General features: G+C 60.9%; 17 protein-coding genes. 2 read left to right on the top strand and 15 right to left on the bottom strand.

Annotated features, from left to right (window positions below; translation table 11 throughout):
• Positions 1-47: 47 nt before the first annotated feature.
• From LIY45_RS07430 to LIY45_RS07380, 11 genes are all read right to left on the bottom strand, one after another.
• Positions 48-1,337, bottom strand: a complete 1,290-nt coding sequence (locus LIY45_RS07430; RefSeq protein ID WP_226475841.1) for an adenylosuccinate synthase — start codon at positions 1,335-1,337, stop codon at positions 48-50.
• Between the two features lie 54 nt (positions 1,338-1,391).
• Positions 1,392-2,579 carry an ATP phosphoribosyltransferase regulatory subunit gene (locus LIY45_RS07425; RefSeq protein WP_003217507.1) on the bottom strand — a complete coding sequence of 396 codons (1,188 nt, stop codon included), beginning with the start codon at positions 2,577-2,579 and terminating at the stop codon, positions 1,392-1,394.
• Between the two features lie 301 nt (positions 2,580-2,880).
• Positions 2,881-3,747, bottom strand: coding sequence for a protease modulator HflC (gene hflC / locus LIY45_RS07420; RefSeq protein WP_017478342.1), 867 nt, complete (start codon positions 3,745-3,747; stop codon positions 2,881-2,883).
• Positions 3,747-4,925, bottom strand: coding sequence for an FtsH protease activity modulator HflK (gene hflK / locus LIY45_RS07415; protein ID WP_017478341.1), 1,179 nt, complete (start codon positions 4,923-4,925; stop codon positions 3,747-3,749). The genes hflC and hflK overlap by 1 nt, the downstream gene beginning before the upstream one ends.
• Before the next feature lie 96 nt (positions 4,926-5,021).
• Positions 5,022-6,323 (bottom strand): ribosome rescue GTPase HflX, encoded by a 1,302-nt coding sequence (gene hflX / locus LIY45_RS07410; protein ID WP_003217514.1) that lies wholly within the window; start codon positions 6,321-6,323, stop codon positions 5,022-5,024.
• A 12-nt stretch (positions 6,324-6,335) separates the two neighbouring features.
• Entirely contained in the window at positions 6,336-6,599 is a 264-nt protein-coding gene (gene hfq / locus LIY45_RS07405; protein ID WP_003217515.1) for an RNA chaperone Hfq, read from the bottom strand.
• A 94-nt stretch (positions 6,600-6,693) separates the two neighbouring features.
• Positions 6,694-7,665 carry a tRNA (adenosine(37)-N6)-dimethylallyltransferase MiaA gene (gene miaA / locus LIY45_RS07400; protein ID WP_226475840.1) on the bottom strand — a complete coding sequence of 324 codons (972 nt, stop codon included), beginning with the start codon at positions 7,663-7,665 and terminating at the stop codon, positions 6,694-6,696.
• Positions 7,665-9,563 (bottom strand): DNA mismatch repair endonuclease MutL, encoded by a 1,899-nt coding sequence (gene mutL, locus LIY45_RS07395; RefSeq protein WP_226475896.1) that lies wholly within the window; start codon positions 9,561-9,563, stop codon positions 7,665-7,667. The genes miaA and mutL overlap by 1 nt, the downstream gene beginning before the upstream one ends.
• A 14-nt stretch (positions 9,564-9,577) precedes the next feature.
• Positions 9,578-11,011, bottom strand: a complete 1,434-nt coding sequence (locus tag LIY45_RS07390; protein WP_202948682.1) for an N-acetylmuramoyl-L-alanine amidase — start codon at positions 11,009-11,011, stop codon at positions 9,578-9,580.
• 3 nt (positions 11,012-11,014) lie between these two features.
• Positions 11,015-11,485: a tRNA (adenosine(37)-N6)-threonylcarbamoyltransferase complex ATPase subunit type 1 TsaE gene (tsaE, locus tag LIY45_RS07385; RefSeq protein WP_063033391.1), complete on the bottom strand. Its 471-nt coding sequence runs from the start codon at positions 11,483-11,485 to the stop codon at positions 11,015-11,017.
• Positions 11,473-12,333, bottom strand: a complete 861-nt coding sequence (locus tag LIY45_RS07380; RefSeq protein ID WP_226475839.1) for an NAD(P)H-hydrate dehydratase — start codon at positions 12,331-12,333, stop codon at positions 11,473-11,475. The genes tsaE and LIY45_RS07380 overlap by 13 nt, the downstream gene beginning before the upstream one ends.
• Positions 12,334-12,395: 62 nt before the next feature.
• On the opposite strand from LIY45_RS07380, the gene queG reads away from it, so the two are divergent.
• Positions 12,396-13,478 (top strand): tRNA epoxyqueuosine(34) reductase QueG, encoded by a 1,083-nt coding sequence (gene queG / locus LIY45_RS07375; RefSeq protein ID WP_226475838.1) that lies wholly within the window; start codon positions 12,396-12,398, stop codon positions 13,476-13,478.
• Here the strand turns inward: queG and LIY45_RS07370 are convergent.
• Entirely contained in the window at positions 13,457-14,071 is a 615-nt protein-coding gene (locus tag LIY45_RS07370) for a trimeric intracellular cation channel family protein (RefSeq protein WP_017478334.1), read from the bottom strand. The two genes, queG and LIY45_RS07370, sit on opposite strands and share 22 nt — an antisense overlap.
• Positions 14,072-14,280: 209 nt before the next feature.
• Positions 14,281-14,823 carry an oligoribonuclease gene (gene orn / locus LIY45_RS07365; RefSeq protein ID WP_003217529.1) on the bottom strand — a complete coding sequence of 181 codons (543 nt, stop codon included), beginning with the start codon at positions 14,821-14,823 and terminating at the stop codon, positions 14,281-14,283.
• Positions 14,824-14,929: 106 nt separating this feature from the next.
• On the opposite strand from orn, the gene rsgA reads away from it, so the two are divergent.
• A complete protein-coding gene (rsgA, locus tag LIY45_RS07360) occupies positions 14,930-15,961 on the top strand; it encodes a small ribosomal subunit biogenesis GTPase RsgA (protein ID WP_076018064.1) in 1,032 nt (343 codons plus the stop codon).
• A 52-nt stretch (positions 15,962-16,013) separates the two neighbouring features.
• Here rsgA and motB read toward each other — a convergent pair whose 3' ends face one another.
• Both motB and motA read right to left on the bottom strand, forming a co-directional pair.
• Positions 16,014-17,036, bottom strand: coding sequence for a flagellar motor protein MotB (gene motB / locus LIY45_RS07355; RefSeq protein WP_017478331.1), 1,023 nt, complete (start codon positions 17,034-17,036; stop codon positions 16,014-16,016).
• Positions 17,037-17,039: 3 nt separating this feature from the next.
• The gene (gene motA, locus LIY45_RS07350) at positions 17,040-17,891 is read right to left on the bottom strand and encodes a flagellar motor stator protein MotA (RefSeq protein ID WP_226475837.1); all 852 of its coding nucleotides are present in this window, start codon (positions 17,889-17,891) and stop codon (positions 17,040-17,042) included.
• Between the last annotated feature and the right edge of the window lie 134 nt (positions 17,892-18,025).

Raw genomic sequence — 18,025 nt, 5'->3', positions numbered from 1 at the left:
ACAAAGGGCTCCCGAAGGAGCCCTTTGCTTTTTACATCAACAGCTTATTAAGCGAACGGGTGACGCAGAACGATGGTCTCGTTGCGGTCCGGGCCCGTCGAAATAATGTCGATTGGCGCACCGATCAGCTCTTCAACGCGCTTGATGTAAGCGCGTGCGTTGGCTGGCAGTTCTTCCAGGGTCTTGGCGCCCACGGTCGACTCGGTCCAGCCCGGCACTTCTTCGTACACAGGCTGCAGGCCTACGTAGCTGTCAGCGTCGGTTGGGGCAACGTCCTTGCCTTCTGCATCTTTGTAGCCGACGCAGATGTTGATGGTTTCCAGGCCGTCGAGTACGTCCAGCTTGGTCAGGCAGATGCCCGAGATGCTGTTCACATCGATAGCACGACGCAGGATAACGGCGTCGAACCAGCCACAACGACGAGCACGGCCAGTAGTCGCACCGAACTCGTGACCTTGTTTGGCCAGGTGCGCACCGACGTGGTCGAACAGTTCAGTCGGGAACGGCCCCGAACCTACACGCGTGGTGTACGCCTTGGTGATGCCGAGGATGTAGTCCAGGAACATCGGGCCAACGCCCGAACCAGTCGCAACGCCACCAGCGGTGGTGTTGGAGCTGGTGACGTACGGGTAGGTGCCGTGGTCGATGTCCAGCAACGAACCCTGGGCGCCTTCGAACATGATGTCTTTGCCAGCGCGACGCAGGTCGTGCAGCTCGGCAGTCACGTCCAGCATCAGCGGCTTGAGCAGCTCAGCGTATTCCTTGCACTCAGCCAGGGTCTTTTCAAACTCGATGGCTGGCTCTTTGTAGTAACCCACCAGCATGAAGTTGTGGTAATCCACCAGTTCACGCAGCTTGTCTTCAAAGCGCGGCATGTTGAGCAGGTCGCCCACACGCAGGCCACGACGTGCAACCTTGTCTTCGTAGGCCGGGCCGATGCCGCGACCGGTCGTACCGATCTTCAGCTCGCCACGGGCCTTTTCACGGGCCTGGTCCAGCGCAACGTGGAAGGACAGGATCAGCGGGCAGGAAGGGCTGATACGCAGGCGCTCGCGCACGGGCACGCCTTTCTCTTCCAGCTTGGTGATCTCGCGCAGCAAGGCGTCAGGTGCAACCACCACGCCGTTGCCGATCAGGCACTGTACGCCTTCGCGCAGTACACCCGACGGGATCAGGTGCAAGACGGTTTTTTCGCCATCGATGACCAGGGTGTGGCCAGCGTTGTGGCCACCTTGGTAGCGCACTACGGCGGCAGCATGTTCGGTCAGCAGATCAACGATCTTGCCTTTGCCCTCATCACCCCATTGGGTGCCCAGGACTACGACATTCTTACCCATAACACTTGTCCTCATTCGCGCAAACTTGGTGCCGGCAGCGGCCGGCAGGAAAACTCAAGAAGCCAGTGGCGATACTTGCCAAAGCCCGTTCTGCTGAATCAATTGCCGGTCGCAGTCCGCTTCACGGGCGGCGGCCAATGGCTGCCCAGGCAAGGCCTGGACCACACGTTGACCCTCACTGCGCAACTGGCAAACCTGCTGCCAGAGTGCTGCGTCCGTACTGTCGGGCATCCAGATACCGCCAGACGGCAGTTCGACCTCAGCACGCCCCAGGGTCACCAGGGTTTTCAAATCAGTGGAAAAGCCGGTCGCCGGACGGGCACGACCGAAGTCGGCGCCGATATCGTCATAACGACCGCCCTGGGCAATGGCCTGGCCAACACCCGGGACAAACACCGCGAACACCACACCGGTGTGGTAGTGGTAGCCGCGCAACTCACCCAAATCAAAATACAGCGGCAACTGCGGGAAGCGCGCAGACAACTGCTCGGCAATCGCCAGCACGTCATCCAGGGCCGCCAATACATCAGCCGGCGCATTCGCCAGACGATCACGGGCAGCGGTCAGTACTTCACGGCCGCCACACAGATCCACCAGCGCACGCAGCATGCCCGCCAGGTCAGCAGGCACGCCCGCCGTCAAGGCAATCACTTCATCAATAGCCTTGCGTTGAAGGGCATCGAACAACTGCTGCTCCACTTCACCCGACAAACCGGCCGCACGGGCCAGGCCGCGGTAGATGCCGACATGCCCGAGGTCCATGTGCACATCCGGCACATCGGCCAGTTGCAGCATGGCCAGCATCAAGCTGATGACTTCCACGTCGCTGCTCGGGCTGGCATCGCCATACAACTCGGCGCCCAGCTGGATCGGGCTACGGGAAGACGACAAGGCACGCGGTTGAGCATGCAGCACGCTGCCGGCGTAGCACAGGCGGCTCGGCCCTTCGCGACGCAGGGTGTGCGCATCAATGCGCGCGACTTGCGGCGTGATGTCGGCACGAAAGCCCATTTGCCGGCCCGATTGCGGGTCGATGACCTTGAAGGTGCGCAGATCCAGGTCCTGGCCCGCGCCGGTCAGCAGGGATTCCAGGTACTCGATATGGGGGGTCACGACAAACTCGTAACCCCAGCTCTGGAACAGATCCAACACCTGGCGGCGCGCGATTTCAATGCGCGCAGCTTCTGGTGGCAGTACTTCTTCGATGCCATCTGGCAGCAGCCAGCGGTCTACCGTTGCCATTACGCCATTCCCCTATGATCCGGGCGGCCAGCCCTCGGGCGAGCCTTGAGTGAAGCAGAAAATACCCGGCCCCTGCATAAACCACGCGCAAGAGCGACGTGACGAACGACCAACAATCGGCCTCGTCGGGCACTTTCCTCGAAAAACCTGTGGCGCCTGCGGAGCAAAACCACAATCAAACATGCAGACGCAAAAAAGCCGGGAATTTCCCGGCTGCCGCATCATACACCCGTTTTCTGAAAGGATCACCCCGCCCGGCATTTTAGCCGCCCGACGGAGTGATTCTCAGACTACATGCGGGTTACTTGGACTTTTCCAGGTAGCGGAAGAAATCGCTACTTGGGTCCAGCACCATGACGTCGGTTTTGTTCGCAAAGCTTTCACGGTAGGCACGCAGGCTACGGTAGAACGCGTAGAACTCCTGGTCCTGGCCATAGGCCTTGGCGTAGATCGAGGCGGCTTGAGCATCACCATCACCACGGGCCTCTTCAGACTCGCGATAAGCTTCTGCCAACAGTACGCGACGCTGACGGTCGGCATCCGCACGGATCCCTTCTGCCAGTTCGTTACCCTTTGCACGGTGCTCACGAGCCTCGCGCTCACGCTCGGTGCTCATACGCTCGAACACGCTGCGATTCACTTCCTTCGGAAGGTCGATAGCCTTGACCCGAACATCGATCACTTCGATGCCCAGTTCTTTTTCCGCCATCGTGTTCAACGAACGCGTGATGTCAGCCATCAGCGCATCACGTTCACCGGATACCACCTCGTGCAGGGTGCGCTTACCAAACTGGTCACGCAGGCCCGATTCCAGACGGCGCGACAAACGCTCGTCGGCAATCTGCTTGAGGCCGGAGGTCGCGGTGTAGAAACGCTCGGCATCCTTGACGCGCCACTTGGCGTAGGCGTCAACCATCACGGCTTTCTTTTCCAGGGTCAGGAAGCGCTGTGTCGGTGCATCCAGGGTCATCAGGCGGCCGTCGAACTTGCGCACCTGGTTGACGTAGGGGACTTTCACATGCAGGCCCGGCTGGACATCTGCCTGGACCACGCGACCGAATTGCAGCAACACCGCGCGCTCGGTCTGAGACACGATATAGAAGCAGTTCCAGGCAGCGATGACCACGACGACGCCCACAATCAGGGCGGTCAGCGATTTATTGCTCATCAACGACTCTCCCTGGTACGTGTTTGCTGTTGCAGCAAGTCAGCGGCCGCACGGGCGCTCGCTTCGTTGGCAGCGGCAGTTGAACCGGTAGCCGGTGCGCTGGTGCTGCTACGACCACCTTCGATCATCTTGTCCAGCGGCAGGTACAGCAGATTGTTCTGCCCGCCCTTGCTGCCGGTCACGAGAACCTTGCTGGTGTTGCTGAAGACTTCCTGCATGGTGTCCAGGTACAGACGCTCACGAGTGACTTCCGGTGCCTTGCGGTACTCGGCCACCAGCTTGGTGAAACGATCTGCCTCACCCTTGGCACGGGAGACCACTTCGTCGCGGTAACCGTTGGCATCCTCAAGGATGCGCTGGGCCTGACCACGGGCTTCCGGCACGACGCCGTTGGCGTAGGTTTCAGCCTGGTTGCGCGAACGCTGCTCGTCTTCACGGGCACGGATCACGTCATCGAAGGCTTCCTGTACTTCACGCGGTGCAGCTGCGCTCTGTATGTTGACCTGGGTTACGGTGATACCGGTGCGATAGGTATCGAGGAACCGTTGCAGGCGCTCCTTGATCTCGCTGGCCATCAATTCACGACCTTCGGTCAGCACCTGATCCATTGCGGTGGAACCCACCACGTGGCGCAGGGCACTTTCGGTCGCTTGTTGCAGGCTGATTTCCGGCTGATCGACGTTCAGCACGAAGTCCTGCAGGTTGCTGATCTTGTACTGCACGGTCAGCGGCACTTCGACGATGTTCTCGTCTTCGGTCAGCATCTGGCCCTGCTTGGTGTAGGCACGCTCACGCGTGACGTTTTCCATGTACTTTTTATCGATCGGCGGGAAGTAGATGTTCAGGCCTGGGCCGACGGTCTCGTAGTACTTGCCGAAGCGCAGCACCACGGCTTGCTCCTGCTCGTCCACCACATAGACGGCGCTGTACAGCCAGACGGCCGCCAGCACAACGAGGCCGATGCCGAGCAGGCCGTAACCACCGCCCTTGCTCGTACGACCGCCTTCGTCACCACCACCACGTTTTTTTCCACCACCGAACAACCCATTCAGGCTTTCCTGCAGCTTTCGGAAGGCCTCGTCGAGATCTGGTGGCCCCTTGCGGTCGCCATTATTGCGGCGTTTACCACCCCAAGGATCCTGATTATTCGAGTTGCCACCCGGCTCATTCCAAGCCATAGCGCTCTCCATCTGATAAAGCAAAGACGCACCCACGGCGCGCCGACCAATGCTACAGAATGCCTGTCACAGCGGCACAACCGCTTTCTCAGGCTTTTATTGCAAAGTGTGTTGTTCGATGAACTCCGTCGGCACAACACCTTCCCGACTGACCAGCCGATTCAGCTCCGAGCGCGGCAATCGAACGGCCAGCAAGCTGACACCTTCTTCGTCGTGTTCTTCTTTCTGTACCGCGCCCAGCTCGAAAAACTGTGCACGCAGTCGAGCAAAACGCTGAGGCAAGCGCAAGGTGCCAACAAACAAATCGCTGCCCAACAACTCGGCAATGGCTTGTTCAAGCAATTCCAGACCACTGCCATCACGCGCCGACAACCAGACCCGCTGGGGCTTGCCGTTTTCGTCGCGCTGGATTTGTGGCTCAACGCCTTCAAGCAAATCGAGTTTGTTATAGACCTCGAGGATCGGCAAGTCCTGGGCACCAATCTCGCCCAGTACCACCATGACCTGCTCAATCTGCAACATGCGATCCGGTTCGGCCGCATCGATCACGTGCAGCAGCAGGTCGGAATTGCTCGACTCTTCGAGCGTAGACCGAAATGCCTCGACCAGCTTGTGGGGCAAGTGACGAATGAAACCCACGGTATCGGCCAGGACAATCGGCCCCAGGTCGTCCAGTTCCAGACGGCGCAAGGTCGGGTCGAGGGTCGCGAACAGTTGGTCGGCCGCGTACACGTCCGATTTCGTCACGTTATTGAAGAGCGTGGATTTGCCGGCGTTGGTATAGCCCACGAGGGAAACGGTCGGGATATCCGCACGCATACGGCCACGTCGCGATTGTTCGCGCTGGCTGCGCACCTTCTCCAGGCGGCCCTTGATCTGTCGCAGGCGCACCCGCAGCAGACGCCGGTCGGTTTCCAGCTGGGTTTCACCCGGGCCACGCATGCCGATACCGCCACCCTGGCGTTCAAGGTGAGTCCAGCCACGAACCAGCCGGGTGCTCATGTGGTCAAGCTGGGCCAGTTCTACCTGGAGCTTGCCTTCATGGGTACGGGCGCGTTGAGCGAAAATATCGAGAATCAGACCCGTGCGGTCGATCACGCGACACTCGAAGACTCGTTCGAGGTTACGTTCCTGACTGGGCGTGAGGATGTGATTGAAAATCACCAGATCGGCCTTTTCAGCATGGACCAGGTCGCGCAGTTCCTCGACCTTGCCGCTGCCAATCAGGAATTTGGCGGTTGGCCGATGACGCGGCACGTTAAAAAACGCGACGGTCTCGGCGCCGGCCGAATTTGCCAACTCCTGAAACTCCTGCGGATCTTCGCGCGCCTCAGGGTCCTGTCCATCCAAGTGAACGAGGATTACTCGCTCACCACCACCGTGGCGCTCAAAGAACAAAGGAGACTCCTATCAGGCGTTACCCGGTGCAGGCTCGGCGTCACCCTGTTCTTCGGTTGCGCTAGGCAGACGAATCGGACGAACCGGCACTACGGTCGAGATAGCGTGTTTGTAAACCATCTGGCTTACGGTGTTTTTCAGCAGGATCACGAACTGGTCGAACGACTCGATCGTACCTTGCAGCTTGATACCGTTGACCAGATAGATGGAAACCCCAACTTTCTCTTTACGTAAAGTATTCAAGTAAGGGTCTTGTAGCGAATGCCCTTTTGACATGTGCCGCACTCCTTTAAGGATCAATAATAAAAAAACGGAAAATAGATAGCTTATGGCCGTCACACCCCCAAGGATAGACGGCAATTGCAAGGACTCAGCTCAATATGGAGACCGTGCCCAAGTATTTCAAGGCGCGTGACAGATTGTCGCTGTCCAGGCTGTCCAACCAGTGCAAATCGCTCCAGCTGCGCAACCAGGTGAACTGGCGCTTTGCCAATTGGCGCGTAGCAATGATGCCGCGCTCCTGCATTTCGGCTGACGTCAGCTTGCCATCCAGATGATCCCAGACTTGGCGGTAGCCTACAGCACGTATCGAAGGGAGCCCCGGATGCAGGTCACCTCTTGAACGCAGTGCTACGACCTCCTCCACAAACCCCTGTTCCAACATAATTGTGAATCTTTGTGCAATTCGTTCATGCAGCACCTGACGATCCGCCGGAGCGATGGCCAGATTCGCCACAGTATAGGGCAATTGTGACTGTCCCGAAGCGCCTGCTTCAGTACTTTGCGCAGTTTGTTTCAGCCTGTGTTCAGTCATGGTCTGGCCACTGACCCGCCAGACTTCCAAGGCTCGCGTCAGGCGCTGGGGGTCATTGGGGTGAATCCGTGCGGCGGAAACCGGATCCACCGCAGCCAACTGGTCGTGCAGGGCTTGCCAGCCAAGGCGCGCAGCTTCTTCTTCAAGTTCGGCGCGCACCTGGGCATCGGCGGGAGGCATGTCTGCCAGACCTTCCTGCAAAGCCTTGTAATAGAGCATCGTGCCGCCTACCAGCAGCGGAATGTTGCCCCGCGCAGTGATATCGGCCATGGCTGCCAGGGCATCGTTACGAAAATCAGCCGCCGAATAGCTCTCACTGGGATCGATAATGTCGATCAACCTGTGCGGGTACTGGGCCAGCAGCTCTTTCGAGGGTTTGGCGGTGCCGATGTCCATGTCCCGGTAAACCAGTGCAGAGTCGACACTGATGAGTTCGCACGGCAAGACCTTGGTCAGTTCGATGGCCAGGTCAGTCTTGCCGGCGGCCGTCGGGCCCATCAGGAAGATTGCGGGGGGCAAGGCACTCATCAACGGCCGCGCAAGAACAGTTTATCGAGGTCGTCCAGGCCCATCTGGGTCCAGGTCGGTCGGCCATGGTTGCACTGGCCGCTGCGCTCGGTGTTTTCCATGTCCCGCAGCAGGCCGTTCATTTCCGGCAAGGCCAGGCGCCGATTGGCGCGGATGGCGCCGTGGCAGGCCATGGTGCCGAGCAGTTCATTGATATGGGCCTGGATACGATCGCTGGTGCCGTACTCCATCAAGTCCGCCAGTACGTCAGCCACCAGCCGGTTGGCCTCGGCTTGCTTGAGCAAAGCCGGGATCTGGCGGATCGCCAGGGTTTCCGGGCCCAGGCGTTGCAGCTCAAAGCCCAGCTTCTGGAACACGCTGAGGTGTTCTTCGGCACAATCGGCCTCGCGCTGGCTGACCGCCAGGGATTCCGGCACCAGCAGCGGCTGGCCACTGAGGCCTTCGCTGGCCATGGCGATCTTCAAGCGCTCGTACATGATCCGCTCGTGGGCCGCATGCATGTCCACCAGCACCAGGCCATGGGCGTTTTCCGCAAGGATGTAGATGCCCTTGAGCTGAGCCAGGGCGTAACCCAGCGGCGGCACATCGCCCTGGCCTTCCGGCAAGGCGGCAGCACCCGACTCGGCTCCGGGCAGCGGCGCGAAAAACTCGCGATAGGCTGCCTGGGCTTCGGCCACCGGCAACGCTGATTGCGGGCGCGGCGTGTATTGGTATTGATAACCGGCGCCCGCGCCTGAGCCAGGCGCGGTATAGCTCGGCTGGGCTTGCGGCGATTGCAGCAGGTTGGCTGCCAGGCTCATTTCACCCTGAGGTCCGAACTCACCGGCTTCCGGCCCCGTAGGACGGACGATGGCTGTGACAATCGGCGCCGCCAGTTGATCATCCGGGCGCACATCGCCCAGGGCGCGGTGCAAGGTGCCATAGAGGAAATCGTGGACCATGCGACCGTCACGGAAGCGCACCTCGTGCTTGGTCGGGTGCACGTTAACGTCCACCACCGACGGGTCGACCTCAAAAAACAGCACGAACGTCGGATGCCGCCCGTTGAACAGCACGTCGCGATACGCCTGGCGCACCGCATGGGCCACCAGTTTGTCGCGCACCGCCCGGCCATTCACAAAGAAGTACTGCAAGTCAGCCTGGCTGCGAGAGAACGTCGGCAACCCCACCCAACCCCACAACCGCAAGCCATTGCGCTCGATCTCGATCGGCAGCGCCTGCTCCAGGAACCCCGCGCCGCAGATGGCCGAGACGCGCCGGGCACGGGCCGCATCATCATGGGCCTCGTGCAGGCTGAGGATGGTCTTGCCGTTGTGGCGCAGGTGGAAAGCCACATCAAACCGGGCCAGGGCCAGGCGCTTGATGACTTCCTGCAGGTGATCGAATTCGGTTTTTTCGGCCTTGAGGAATTTGCGCCGGGCCGGGGTGTTGAAGAACAGGTCGCGCACTTCCACCGAGGTGCCCACCGGATGTGCCGCCGGCTGGACCCGGGGCGCCATGTCGCGGCCTTCGGTTTCCACTTGCCAGGCCTGGTCGGCGTCGCGGGTGCGGGACGTCAGGGTCAGGCGGGCCACGGAGCTGATGGAAGCCAGGGCCTCACCACGAAACCCGAGGCTCATCACTCGTTCAAGGTCTTCCAGGTCACGAATCTTGCTGGTGGCGTGACGGGCCAGGGCCAGGGGCAGGTCATCGGAGGAAATCCCGCTGCCGTCGTCGCGCACTCGCAGCAGCTTGACGCCGCCCTGCTCAACGTCGACGTCGATGCGCTTGGCGCCGGAGTCGATGCTGTTTTCCAGCAATTCCTTGATCACCGACGCTGGCCGCTCGACCACCTCACCCGCCGCGATCTGGTTGGCAAGGCGCGGGCTTAGCAGCTCAATGCGCGAAGTGTTGCTCAAGACTGTTTCGCTCATTATTGCGCCGCCAGTTCAGTGCCCGGGATGGTCAACACCTGGCCGACCTTCAATTCATCGGTCTTCAGGTTATTGGCGCTGCGCAAGGTTGCCGCAGACACCTGGAAGCGCACCGCCAGCATCGCCAGGGTGTCACCCGGCTGCACGCGATGGTCACGCGGCCCCTGGGCGATCTTCCCGGAATCACGCAGCCAGGCTATATAAGTGCCCGGCGGCGGGTTCTGCTGGAAGAACTGGCGAACACCGGCGCTGATGGAACGTGCCAACGCCTGCTGATGGCTGGCAGAGGCCAGTTTCGAGGCTTCGTTGGAGTTGGAGATAAACCCGGTTTCCACCAGGATCGATGGAATATCCGGCGACTTGAGCACCATGAACCCGGCCTGTTCCACGCGCTGTTTGTGCAGCGAGGTGACGCGACCAATGTTGCTCAGGACTTTCTGCCCGACGTTCAGGCTGGAAGTCAGCGAGGCGGTCATCGACAGGTCGAGCAATACGCCGGCGAGCATCTTGTCCTTGTCGTCGAGGGATACGTTGCCAGCCCCGCCGATCAAGTCGGAACGGTTTTCACTGTCCGCCAACCAGCGGGCGGTCTCGGAAGTGGCCCCCCGATCCGACAGAGCGAACACCGAGGCGCCAAACGCAGCGGCCGAAGGCGCGGCGTCGGCGTGGATCGAGACGAACAGGTCAGCGCCCTTCTTGCGGGCGATTTCGGTACGGCCGCGCAGCGGAATAAAGTAGTCGCCGGTACGGGTCAGCTCGGCGCGATACCCTTTCATGCCATTGATCTGGCGCTGCAGTTCGCGGGCGATGGCCAGTACCACATCTTTTTCATGCTGGCCGCGGGAGCCGGAGGCACCGGGGTCTTCGCCGCCGTGGCCGGCATCGATAACCACGATAATGTCACGCTTGCCCGCCGGAGCCGGTGGCAGCGGCGGCAATTTGACCTGGGGTTGCGACTGGTTGACCGGCACCGCTGGTATCGTCGCGACGCTAGGGGTAGGTGCAGGCGGCGGCGCGGCATCGGCGGCATTGTCGAACAGGTCGACCACCAGCCGGTTGCCATACTGCGCGTTGGGCGCCAGTACGAAGCTCTTCGGGGTTACGGCCTTTTTCAGGTCGATGACCACCCGCAGATCGGTCGGCGTACGTTGGGCCGAGCGCATCGCGGTAATCGGGGTATTGGCCATGGCAACTTTCAACGGCGCGGCCAGGGTCGCACCGTTGATATCAATCACCAGGCGATCGGGCGCCGTGAGGGTGAAGACGCTGTGCTGAACCGGGCCAGACAGGTCGAATACCAGTCGCGTGTTATCCGGTGCCCGCCACAGGCGAACACTTTTCACCTGTGAGGCCGCCAGTGCATTGAAAGTCATTGCCGCAAGCAACACCCCTACGACAGTAACCAACGCGCGAAAGCGCATACCTAACCCCATCAATTATTTGAATTCCAATGCCAAGGCGGCGCACCACGACTCGCCGCGCGCGCTCTGGGACAACAACTTCAGCTGACGTCCGTGCTTATGCGGGGTAATGGTAATGGTCAGGTCCGGCTTTGGCAAAAAGCCTGTGCCTTTATCTGGCCACTCGATCAGGCACAGAGCGTCCTCATCGAAGTAATCGCGGATGCCCATGAATTCCAACTCTTCTGGATCCACCAGGCGATACAAGTCGAAATGGAAGGCGCGCAGCTCGCCGATTTCGTAGGGCTCAACCAAGGTAAACGTAGGGCTTTTCACAGCACCTGCGTGCCCCAACCCGCGAATGATGCCCCGGGACAGGGTGGTTTTCCCGGCCCCCAGATCACCTTCCAGAAAGATCAGGCCCGAGCCTTTCGTCACCTGGGCAATACGGTTGCCGAGGGCGACCATGGCGTCTTCATCGGCCAGGAAAAGGATTACTTCAGACACGGCGATTGCTCCTCCAGCAACTGACGAATGGCAGGAATCAGGTCGCTGGCGGCCAGCCCGCGACCGTAGGTGCCCTGGCGATCTCCGGCAGTGGCATGCAGCCAGACCGCCAGGCAAGCGGCATCAAATGCCGACATGCCTTGCGCCAGTAAAGCACCGACCAGGCCGGCCAACACGTCACCCAGGCCAGCGGTTGCCATCGCAGGATGCCCCTGATCGCAGCGGGCAACCCGACCGTCCGGGCTGGCGATCAAGCTGCCCGCGCCCTTGAGGATCGCTACTGCATTGAATTTCTGACTCAAGGCGCGCGCCACGTTAAGGCGGTCGGCCTGAACCTCGGCTGTCGAAATGCCCATCAAGCGGGCTGCTTCGCCAGGATGTGGAGTGATCACGCAGTTGGCCGGCAAGCTGACGCTGCCCGTCGCCAGCAGGTTCAAGGCATCGGCGTCCCAGACTTGCGGCTGCTTGGCGCTGGCCGCTACCGATAGCAGGCTTTTGCCCCAGGACGCCTCGCCCAGGCCCGGGCCGGTGACGATCACGGAGATCTTTTCCAGCAAGCCCATCAACTGATTGGCCGAGTGCACGCCCACGGTCATGACTTCCGGCAACCGCGCCAGCGCCGCTGCAACATGCTCACTGCGGGTCGCCAGGGAAACCATGCCGGCGCCGCTGCGCAGGGCACTTTCGGCGCTGAGCAAGGCGGCGCCGCCAAAACCACGGTCGCCGCCGATCAGCAATAGATGGCCGAACTGGCCTTTATGGGCGTCCGGAGAACGCGCAGCGAGTTGCGGCAATTGGCCGGGCAACAGGTGCTGAACGTCGGGTATTTCGTGTTTTGTCTGCGGCATGCGTCTTCAAGCTCCGATGTCTGGCAGAATTATACGCATCTAACCTGCGGTTTCTCTTGTTCATGCCTGCTATTACCTACGACCTGCCCGCCCTCGCCCAATCGATCAAAGACTGGGGCCGCGAGCTGGGCTTTCAACAAGTGGGCATCAGCGGCCTGGACCTCGCCGAGCATGAGCAGCACCTGCAACGCTGGCTCGACGCCGGCTACCACGGCGAAATGGACTACATGGGCGCCCACGGCAGCAAGCGCTCACACCCGGAAGAACTGGTACCCGGCACCTTGCGCGTGGTGTCGCTGCGCATGGACTACCTGCCCGGCGACACACAAATGGCCCAATTGCTGGCCAAACCCGAAAAAGCCTACATCTCCCGTTATGCCCTCGGCCGCGACTATCACAAGCTGATCCGCAAGCGCGTACAGCAACTGGCCGACCGGATTCAAGCGCAGATCGGCCCGTTCGGCTTCCGCGCGTTTGTCGACAGCGCTCCGGTGCTGGAAAAAGCCATTGCCGAACAAGCCGGGCTGGGCTGGATCGGTAAAAACACCCTGGTGCTCAACCGCAAGGCGGGCAGTTACTTTTTCCTGAGCGAGCTGTTTGTCGACCTGCCATTGCCAGTCGACCCACCGCACACCACCGAACACTGTGGCCGTTGCACCGCCTGCCTGGACATCTGCCCTACCAACGCCTTCGTCGGGCCCTACGTGCTGGACGCCCGGCGCTGCATTTCCTACCTGACCATCGAGCTGAAAAGCGCGATCCCCGAAGAACTGCGCCCCCTGATCGGCAATCGGGTATTCGGCTGCGATGACTGTCAGATCGTTTGCCCGTGGAATCGTTTCGCCCGGCCTACCGATGAAGGCGATTTCAAGCCACGGCACAATCTGGACAACGCCGAGCTGGCCGAATTGTTCATGTGGGATGAGGACAAATTCCTCAGCAGCACCGAAGGCTCGCCCCTGCGCCGCGCCGGCTATGAGCGCTGGCTGCGTAACCTGGCGGTGGGCCTGGGCAATGCGCCATCAAGCATTCCGGTGCTGGAAGCGTTGAAGGCACGTCGGGAATATCCGTCGGAACTGGTACGCGAACATGTGGAATGGGCGCTGAACCAGCACGCCGAGCGTCAGTGCACGTCGTCGTTATAGACGAACTTGGGCATCTCCCAATGGAAACGTATCGCCAACAGGCGCAATAAAAAGCCGCTGAACAGCGTCAGCAGGATCGATTGCTCGCTGGGCAGCTCAAGGTAGATGCACAGCATGTAGAACCAGGCGGCGAGAAACGACACGCTGGCGTACAGCTCGCGGCGGAAGATCAGCGGGATGTCGTTGCAGAAGATGTCCCGCAGGATGCCGCCGAATACCCCGGTGATCACACCGCTGACCGACGCCACCAGCATGCCGTGGCCCATTTCCAGGGCGGTCATGCTGCCGATCAGGGTGAAGGCCACCAGGCCCACGGCGTCCAGCGCCAGGAACAGTGAGCGCAGGTGGCGCATCAATGGGGCGATGAAGATCGTCACCAGGGCCGCGACGGAGGTCAGCACCAGGTATTCCGGGTGTTTGACCCAGGTCAGCGGGTAGTGGCCGAGCAACACGTCACGCACCGAACCGCCGCCCAGCGCTGTCACGCAGGCGATCAGCACCACACCAAACCAATCCATCCCGCGCCGCCCGGCGGACAAGGCGCCGGTCATGGCTTCGGCGGTGATGGCGACGAGGTAGAGCATCAGCAGCATGGTGGCGATCCTTGCAAAGAGGCGCGCAGTCTAATCATTTGGTGATGGCACCAAAAGGGGGCGAGCCCTCAACAGCTTAAAGCTCTTGCTAATGTGGCGAGGGAGCTTGCTCCCGTTGGACTGCGCAGCAGTCCCATTTTTTCAGGGCCGCTTCGCAGCCCAGCGGGAGCAAGCTCCCTCGCCACAAAAACGCCTCACCACGACTCAAGTCAGAACTTGATGAAATGCTTGCGGTAATGCTGCAGCTCGGCAATCGACTCGCGGATATCGTCCAGCGCCAGGTGGGTGCTGCCCTTGTGGAAGCTGTCCTTGACTTCCGGCGCCCAGCGAGCGGCCAACTCCTTCAAGGTCGACACATCCAGGTTGCGGTAGTGGAAGTAGCTTTCCAGCGCCTTCATGTGGGTATAGAGAAAGCGGCGATCCTGGCAAATGCTGTTGCCGCAGATCGGCGACTTGCCCTTGGGCACCCACTTTTCCAGGAAGGCGATGGTTTCAGCTTCAGCCTCGGCCATGCTCACGCGGCTGTCGCGCACACGCTGGGTCAGGCCCGAGTTGCCGTGGGTGCGGGTGTTCCACTCGTCCATGGTGGCCAGCACCGCGTCGCTGTGGTGAATGGCGATCACCGGACCTTCGGCCAAGGTGTTGAGGTTGCTGTCGGTGACAATGGTCGCCATCTCGATGATGACGTCGGTGTCAGGGTTCAGACCGGTCATTTCCAGATCGATCCAAATCAGGTTCTGTGGGTTTTGCATGTCGTGGTTCCTTGGCACCTTGGCGTAGCTGCGCAGTTTAGCAGGCAGGGCGTGCTAGACTCGCGACCGTTTTACCTAACCTTTGCATTATCGACACGGAACACCAATGGCCAAACGCCAGCTTAACCGTCGCCAAAACTGGCGCATCGAAAAGATTCAGGGTGAACGCGCTGCCCGCGCCGCCAAACGTGAATCCTCCGCCGTGGAAGCGCTTGAGGGCGGCGACCTGGGCCCCGAGCAAACGGGCCTGGTGATCGCGCACTTCGGTGTGCAGGTCGAAGTCGAGGCCACCGAAGGCGATCACGCCGGCCAGGTGTTCCGTTGCCACCTGCGCGCGAACCTGCCTGCGCTGGTGACCGGCGACCGGGTAGTTTGGCGTGCCGGCAACCAGGGCATCGGCGTCATCGTCGCCCAGTTGCCGCGCACCACCGAACTGCGTCGCCCCGACAGCCGCGGCCAGCTCAAGCCGGTGGCGGCCAACGTCGACATGATCGTCATCGTCTTCGCGCCACTGCCCGAGCCCCATGCCAACCTGATCGACCGCTACCTGGTAGCTGCCGAACACGCCGGCATCCGCCCGCTGTTGCTGCTGAACAAATTCGATCTGATCGACGAGCAGAACGCCCCGGCGCTCAACGCGTTGCTGGCGGTGTACCGCACCCTCGGCTACCCGGTGCTGGAAGTCTCGGCGCATCACGGCAATGGCATGGAACAGTTACAGACCGAACTGGATGGGCGCATCAGCGTGTTCGTCGGCCAGTCGGGCGTGGGCAAGTCGTCCCTGGTCAACAGCCTGTTGCCGGAAGTCGAAACCCGTGTTGGCCCGCTGTCGGAGTTGTCCGGCCAGGGCACCCACACCACCACCACCGCGCGGTTGTTCCACTTCCCGGGTGGCGGCGAGCTGATCGACTCCCCGGGCATCCGTGAATTCGGCCTGGGCCACGTGAGCCGTGCCGACGTGGAAGCGGGCTTTATCGAGTTCAACGACTTGATCGGCACCTGCCGCTTCCGCGACTGCAAGCATGACCGCGAGCCAGGTTGCGCCCTGCTCAAGGCCCTGGAAGACGGCCGCGTGCAGCAGCAGCGAATGAACAGCTATCGCTCGATCATCGCCAGCTTGCCCGAGACCAGCTATTAACATGTAGGAGATACAAAAAGGCCGCGATCATCGCGGCCTTTTTGTATCTGGCTTACGAGCCGGTGGCTGGCTGAGTCGGATCCTTCATTCCACCGTCATCAAACAGGTTCAGCTTCTGCCGCAGCTCATGGGCTGGCAGCGGCTCCTGATCGGGCGGCAGTGCGTTCGGGTCTGCCGGCACTTCGCCCGGCGCACCCTCACCCTGGGTCGGTACCGGCGGTGCTGCGTGCTGGTCACCTTCAATCGCCCGCTGGGCTTTTTTGGTCAGCACGACGATATCGATGCGTCGGTTGATCGGGTTGAACGGATCCTTGGGATCAAACAGCTGCGAGGAAGCAAACCCCACCACCCGCGCCACTTGAGGGTCCGGATAGCTGCCAGCGACCAGTGCACGACGCGCGGCATTGGCCCGGTTGGCCGAGAGCTCCCAGTTGCCGAAATCGCCCTGCCCGGCATACGGCTTGGCATCGGTGTGGCCGCTGATGCTGATCTTGTTCGGCACCGCCTTGATGGTGTCGGCCATGGCCAGCAGGATGTCTTCAAAGTACGGCTTCAACCGCGCGCTGCCAGAGTCGAACATCGGCCGGTTGGCGGCGTCCGTGATCTGGATGCGCAAGCCATCGGGCGTGATCTCGAAGGAAATCTGATCCTTGAACTTCAGCAGTTGCGGGTTTTCCTCAACCTTGGTTTGCAGCTCTTGCAGCAGCAATTCCAGGCGCTCCTGCTCAACCTGGTCGGCCATGCTCTCGACGGTATCGCGTTCGATCGGGATTTTTTCCTGAGGCGAGTCGGTCTTGATTTCCGGGTTGATGGTGCGCTCGGGCGCCAGTTGCGGCGAACCACCGAGGTCGATCACAAAAGGCGTGCCGCTCTCGGAGAAACCGATGGGGTCCTTGAAGTACCCGGCGATGGCGATCTTCTGTTCCGGCGTGGCGGTGGACATCAGCCACAGCACCAGGAAGAACGCCATCATCGCCGTCGCAAAGTCGGCGAAGGCGATTTTCCAGGCGCCGCCATGGTGCCCCGCAGCGAAGCGCTTGACGCGCTTGATGATGATCGGCTGGTTGTTTTCCATGGCTTAGCGACCGCGAACCGCTTGTTCCAGCTCAGCGAAGCTTGGACGGTGCTTCGGATACAGCACCTTGCGCCCGAACTCTACCGCCAGCGATGGCGGCATGCCGGAAGCCGATGCCACCAGGCAGGCCTTGATGGCTTCGTAGAGATTCACTTCTTCCTTGGCATCGTGGGCCAGGGACGTGGCCAGCGGGCCGAAGAAGCCGTAGGCCGCGAGAATACCGAAGAAGGTACCCACAAGTGCCGCACCTACGTGCATGCCGATAGCCTTCTGGTCGCCTTCGCCGAGGGAAGCCATGGTCACCACGATCCCGAGAACCGCAGCAACAATACCGAAACCGGGCATGCCGTCAGCAACACCGGTCACAGCGTGGGACGGGTGCTCCAGCTCTTCCTTGAGGCTGAACAGTTCCATGTCGAACAGGCCTTCCAGCTCATGGGGCGCCATGTTGCCGGACGACATGATCCGCAGGTAATCGCAGATGTAGGCGGTCATGCGCTCGTCTTTGAGCACCGCCGGGTACTTGGCGAAAATCGGACTCGCCGAAGCGTCCTCGATATCACCCTCAATGGCCATCATGCCTTCGCGGCGGCTCTTGTTGAGGATCTCGTAGATCAGCCCCAGTACTTCCAGATAGAAGGTGTGGGAGAAGCGCGAGCTGAACATGCCCAGCGACTTCTTGATCACGTGCATGGTCATGTAGCCAGGGTTGGCCTGCAGGAATGCGCCGAACGCCGCACCGCCGATAATCAGCACTTCGAAGGGCTGGATCAGCGCCGCAATCTTGCCGTGGGAAAGGACGTATCCGCCGAGCACGCTCGCGATGACGACGATGATGCCGATAATTTTAGCCATAGGGGATGAGTACTTGCGCCGTCGGGTTCAGGGTCATATTCGCCAGAGTTGAAAACTCTTGTTCTACTTATCGGCAAATCTGCGCCAGACTATAGCCCGTTATGGCGAAAAACCAGTTCGGCCCGTCCCGGGCG

Source organism: Pseudomonas sp. MWU16-30323 (genome assembly GCF_020515595.1).
GTDB classification, from domain to species: domain Bacteria; phylum Pseudomonadota; class Gammaproteobacteria; order Pseudomonadales; family Pseudomonadaceae; genus Aquipseudomonas; species Aquipseudomonas yamanorum.
This window is presented reverse-complemented; position numbering and strand designations above follow the sequence as displayed.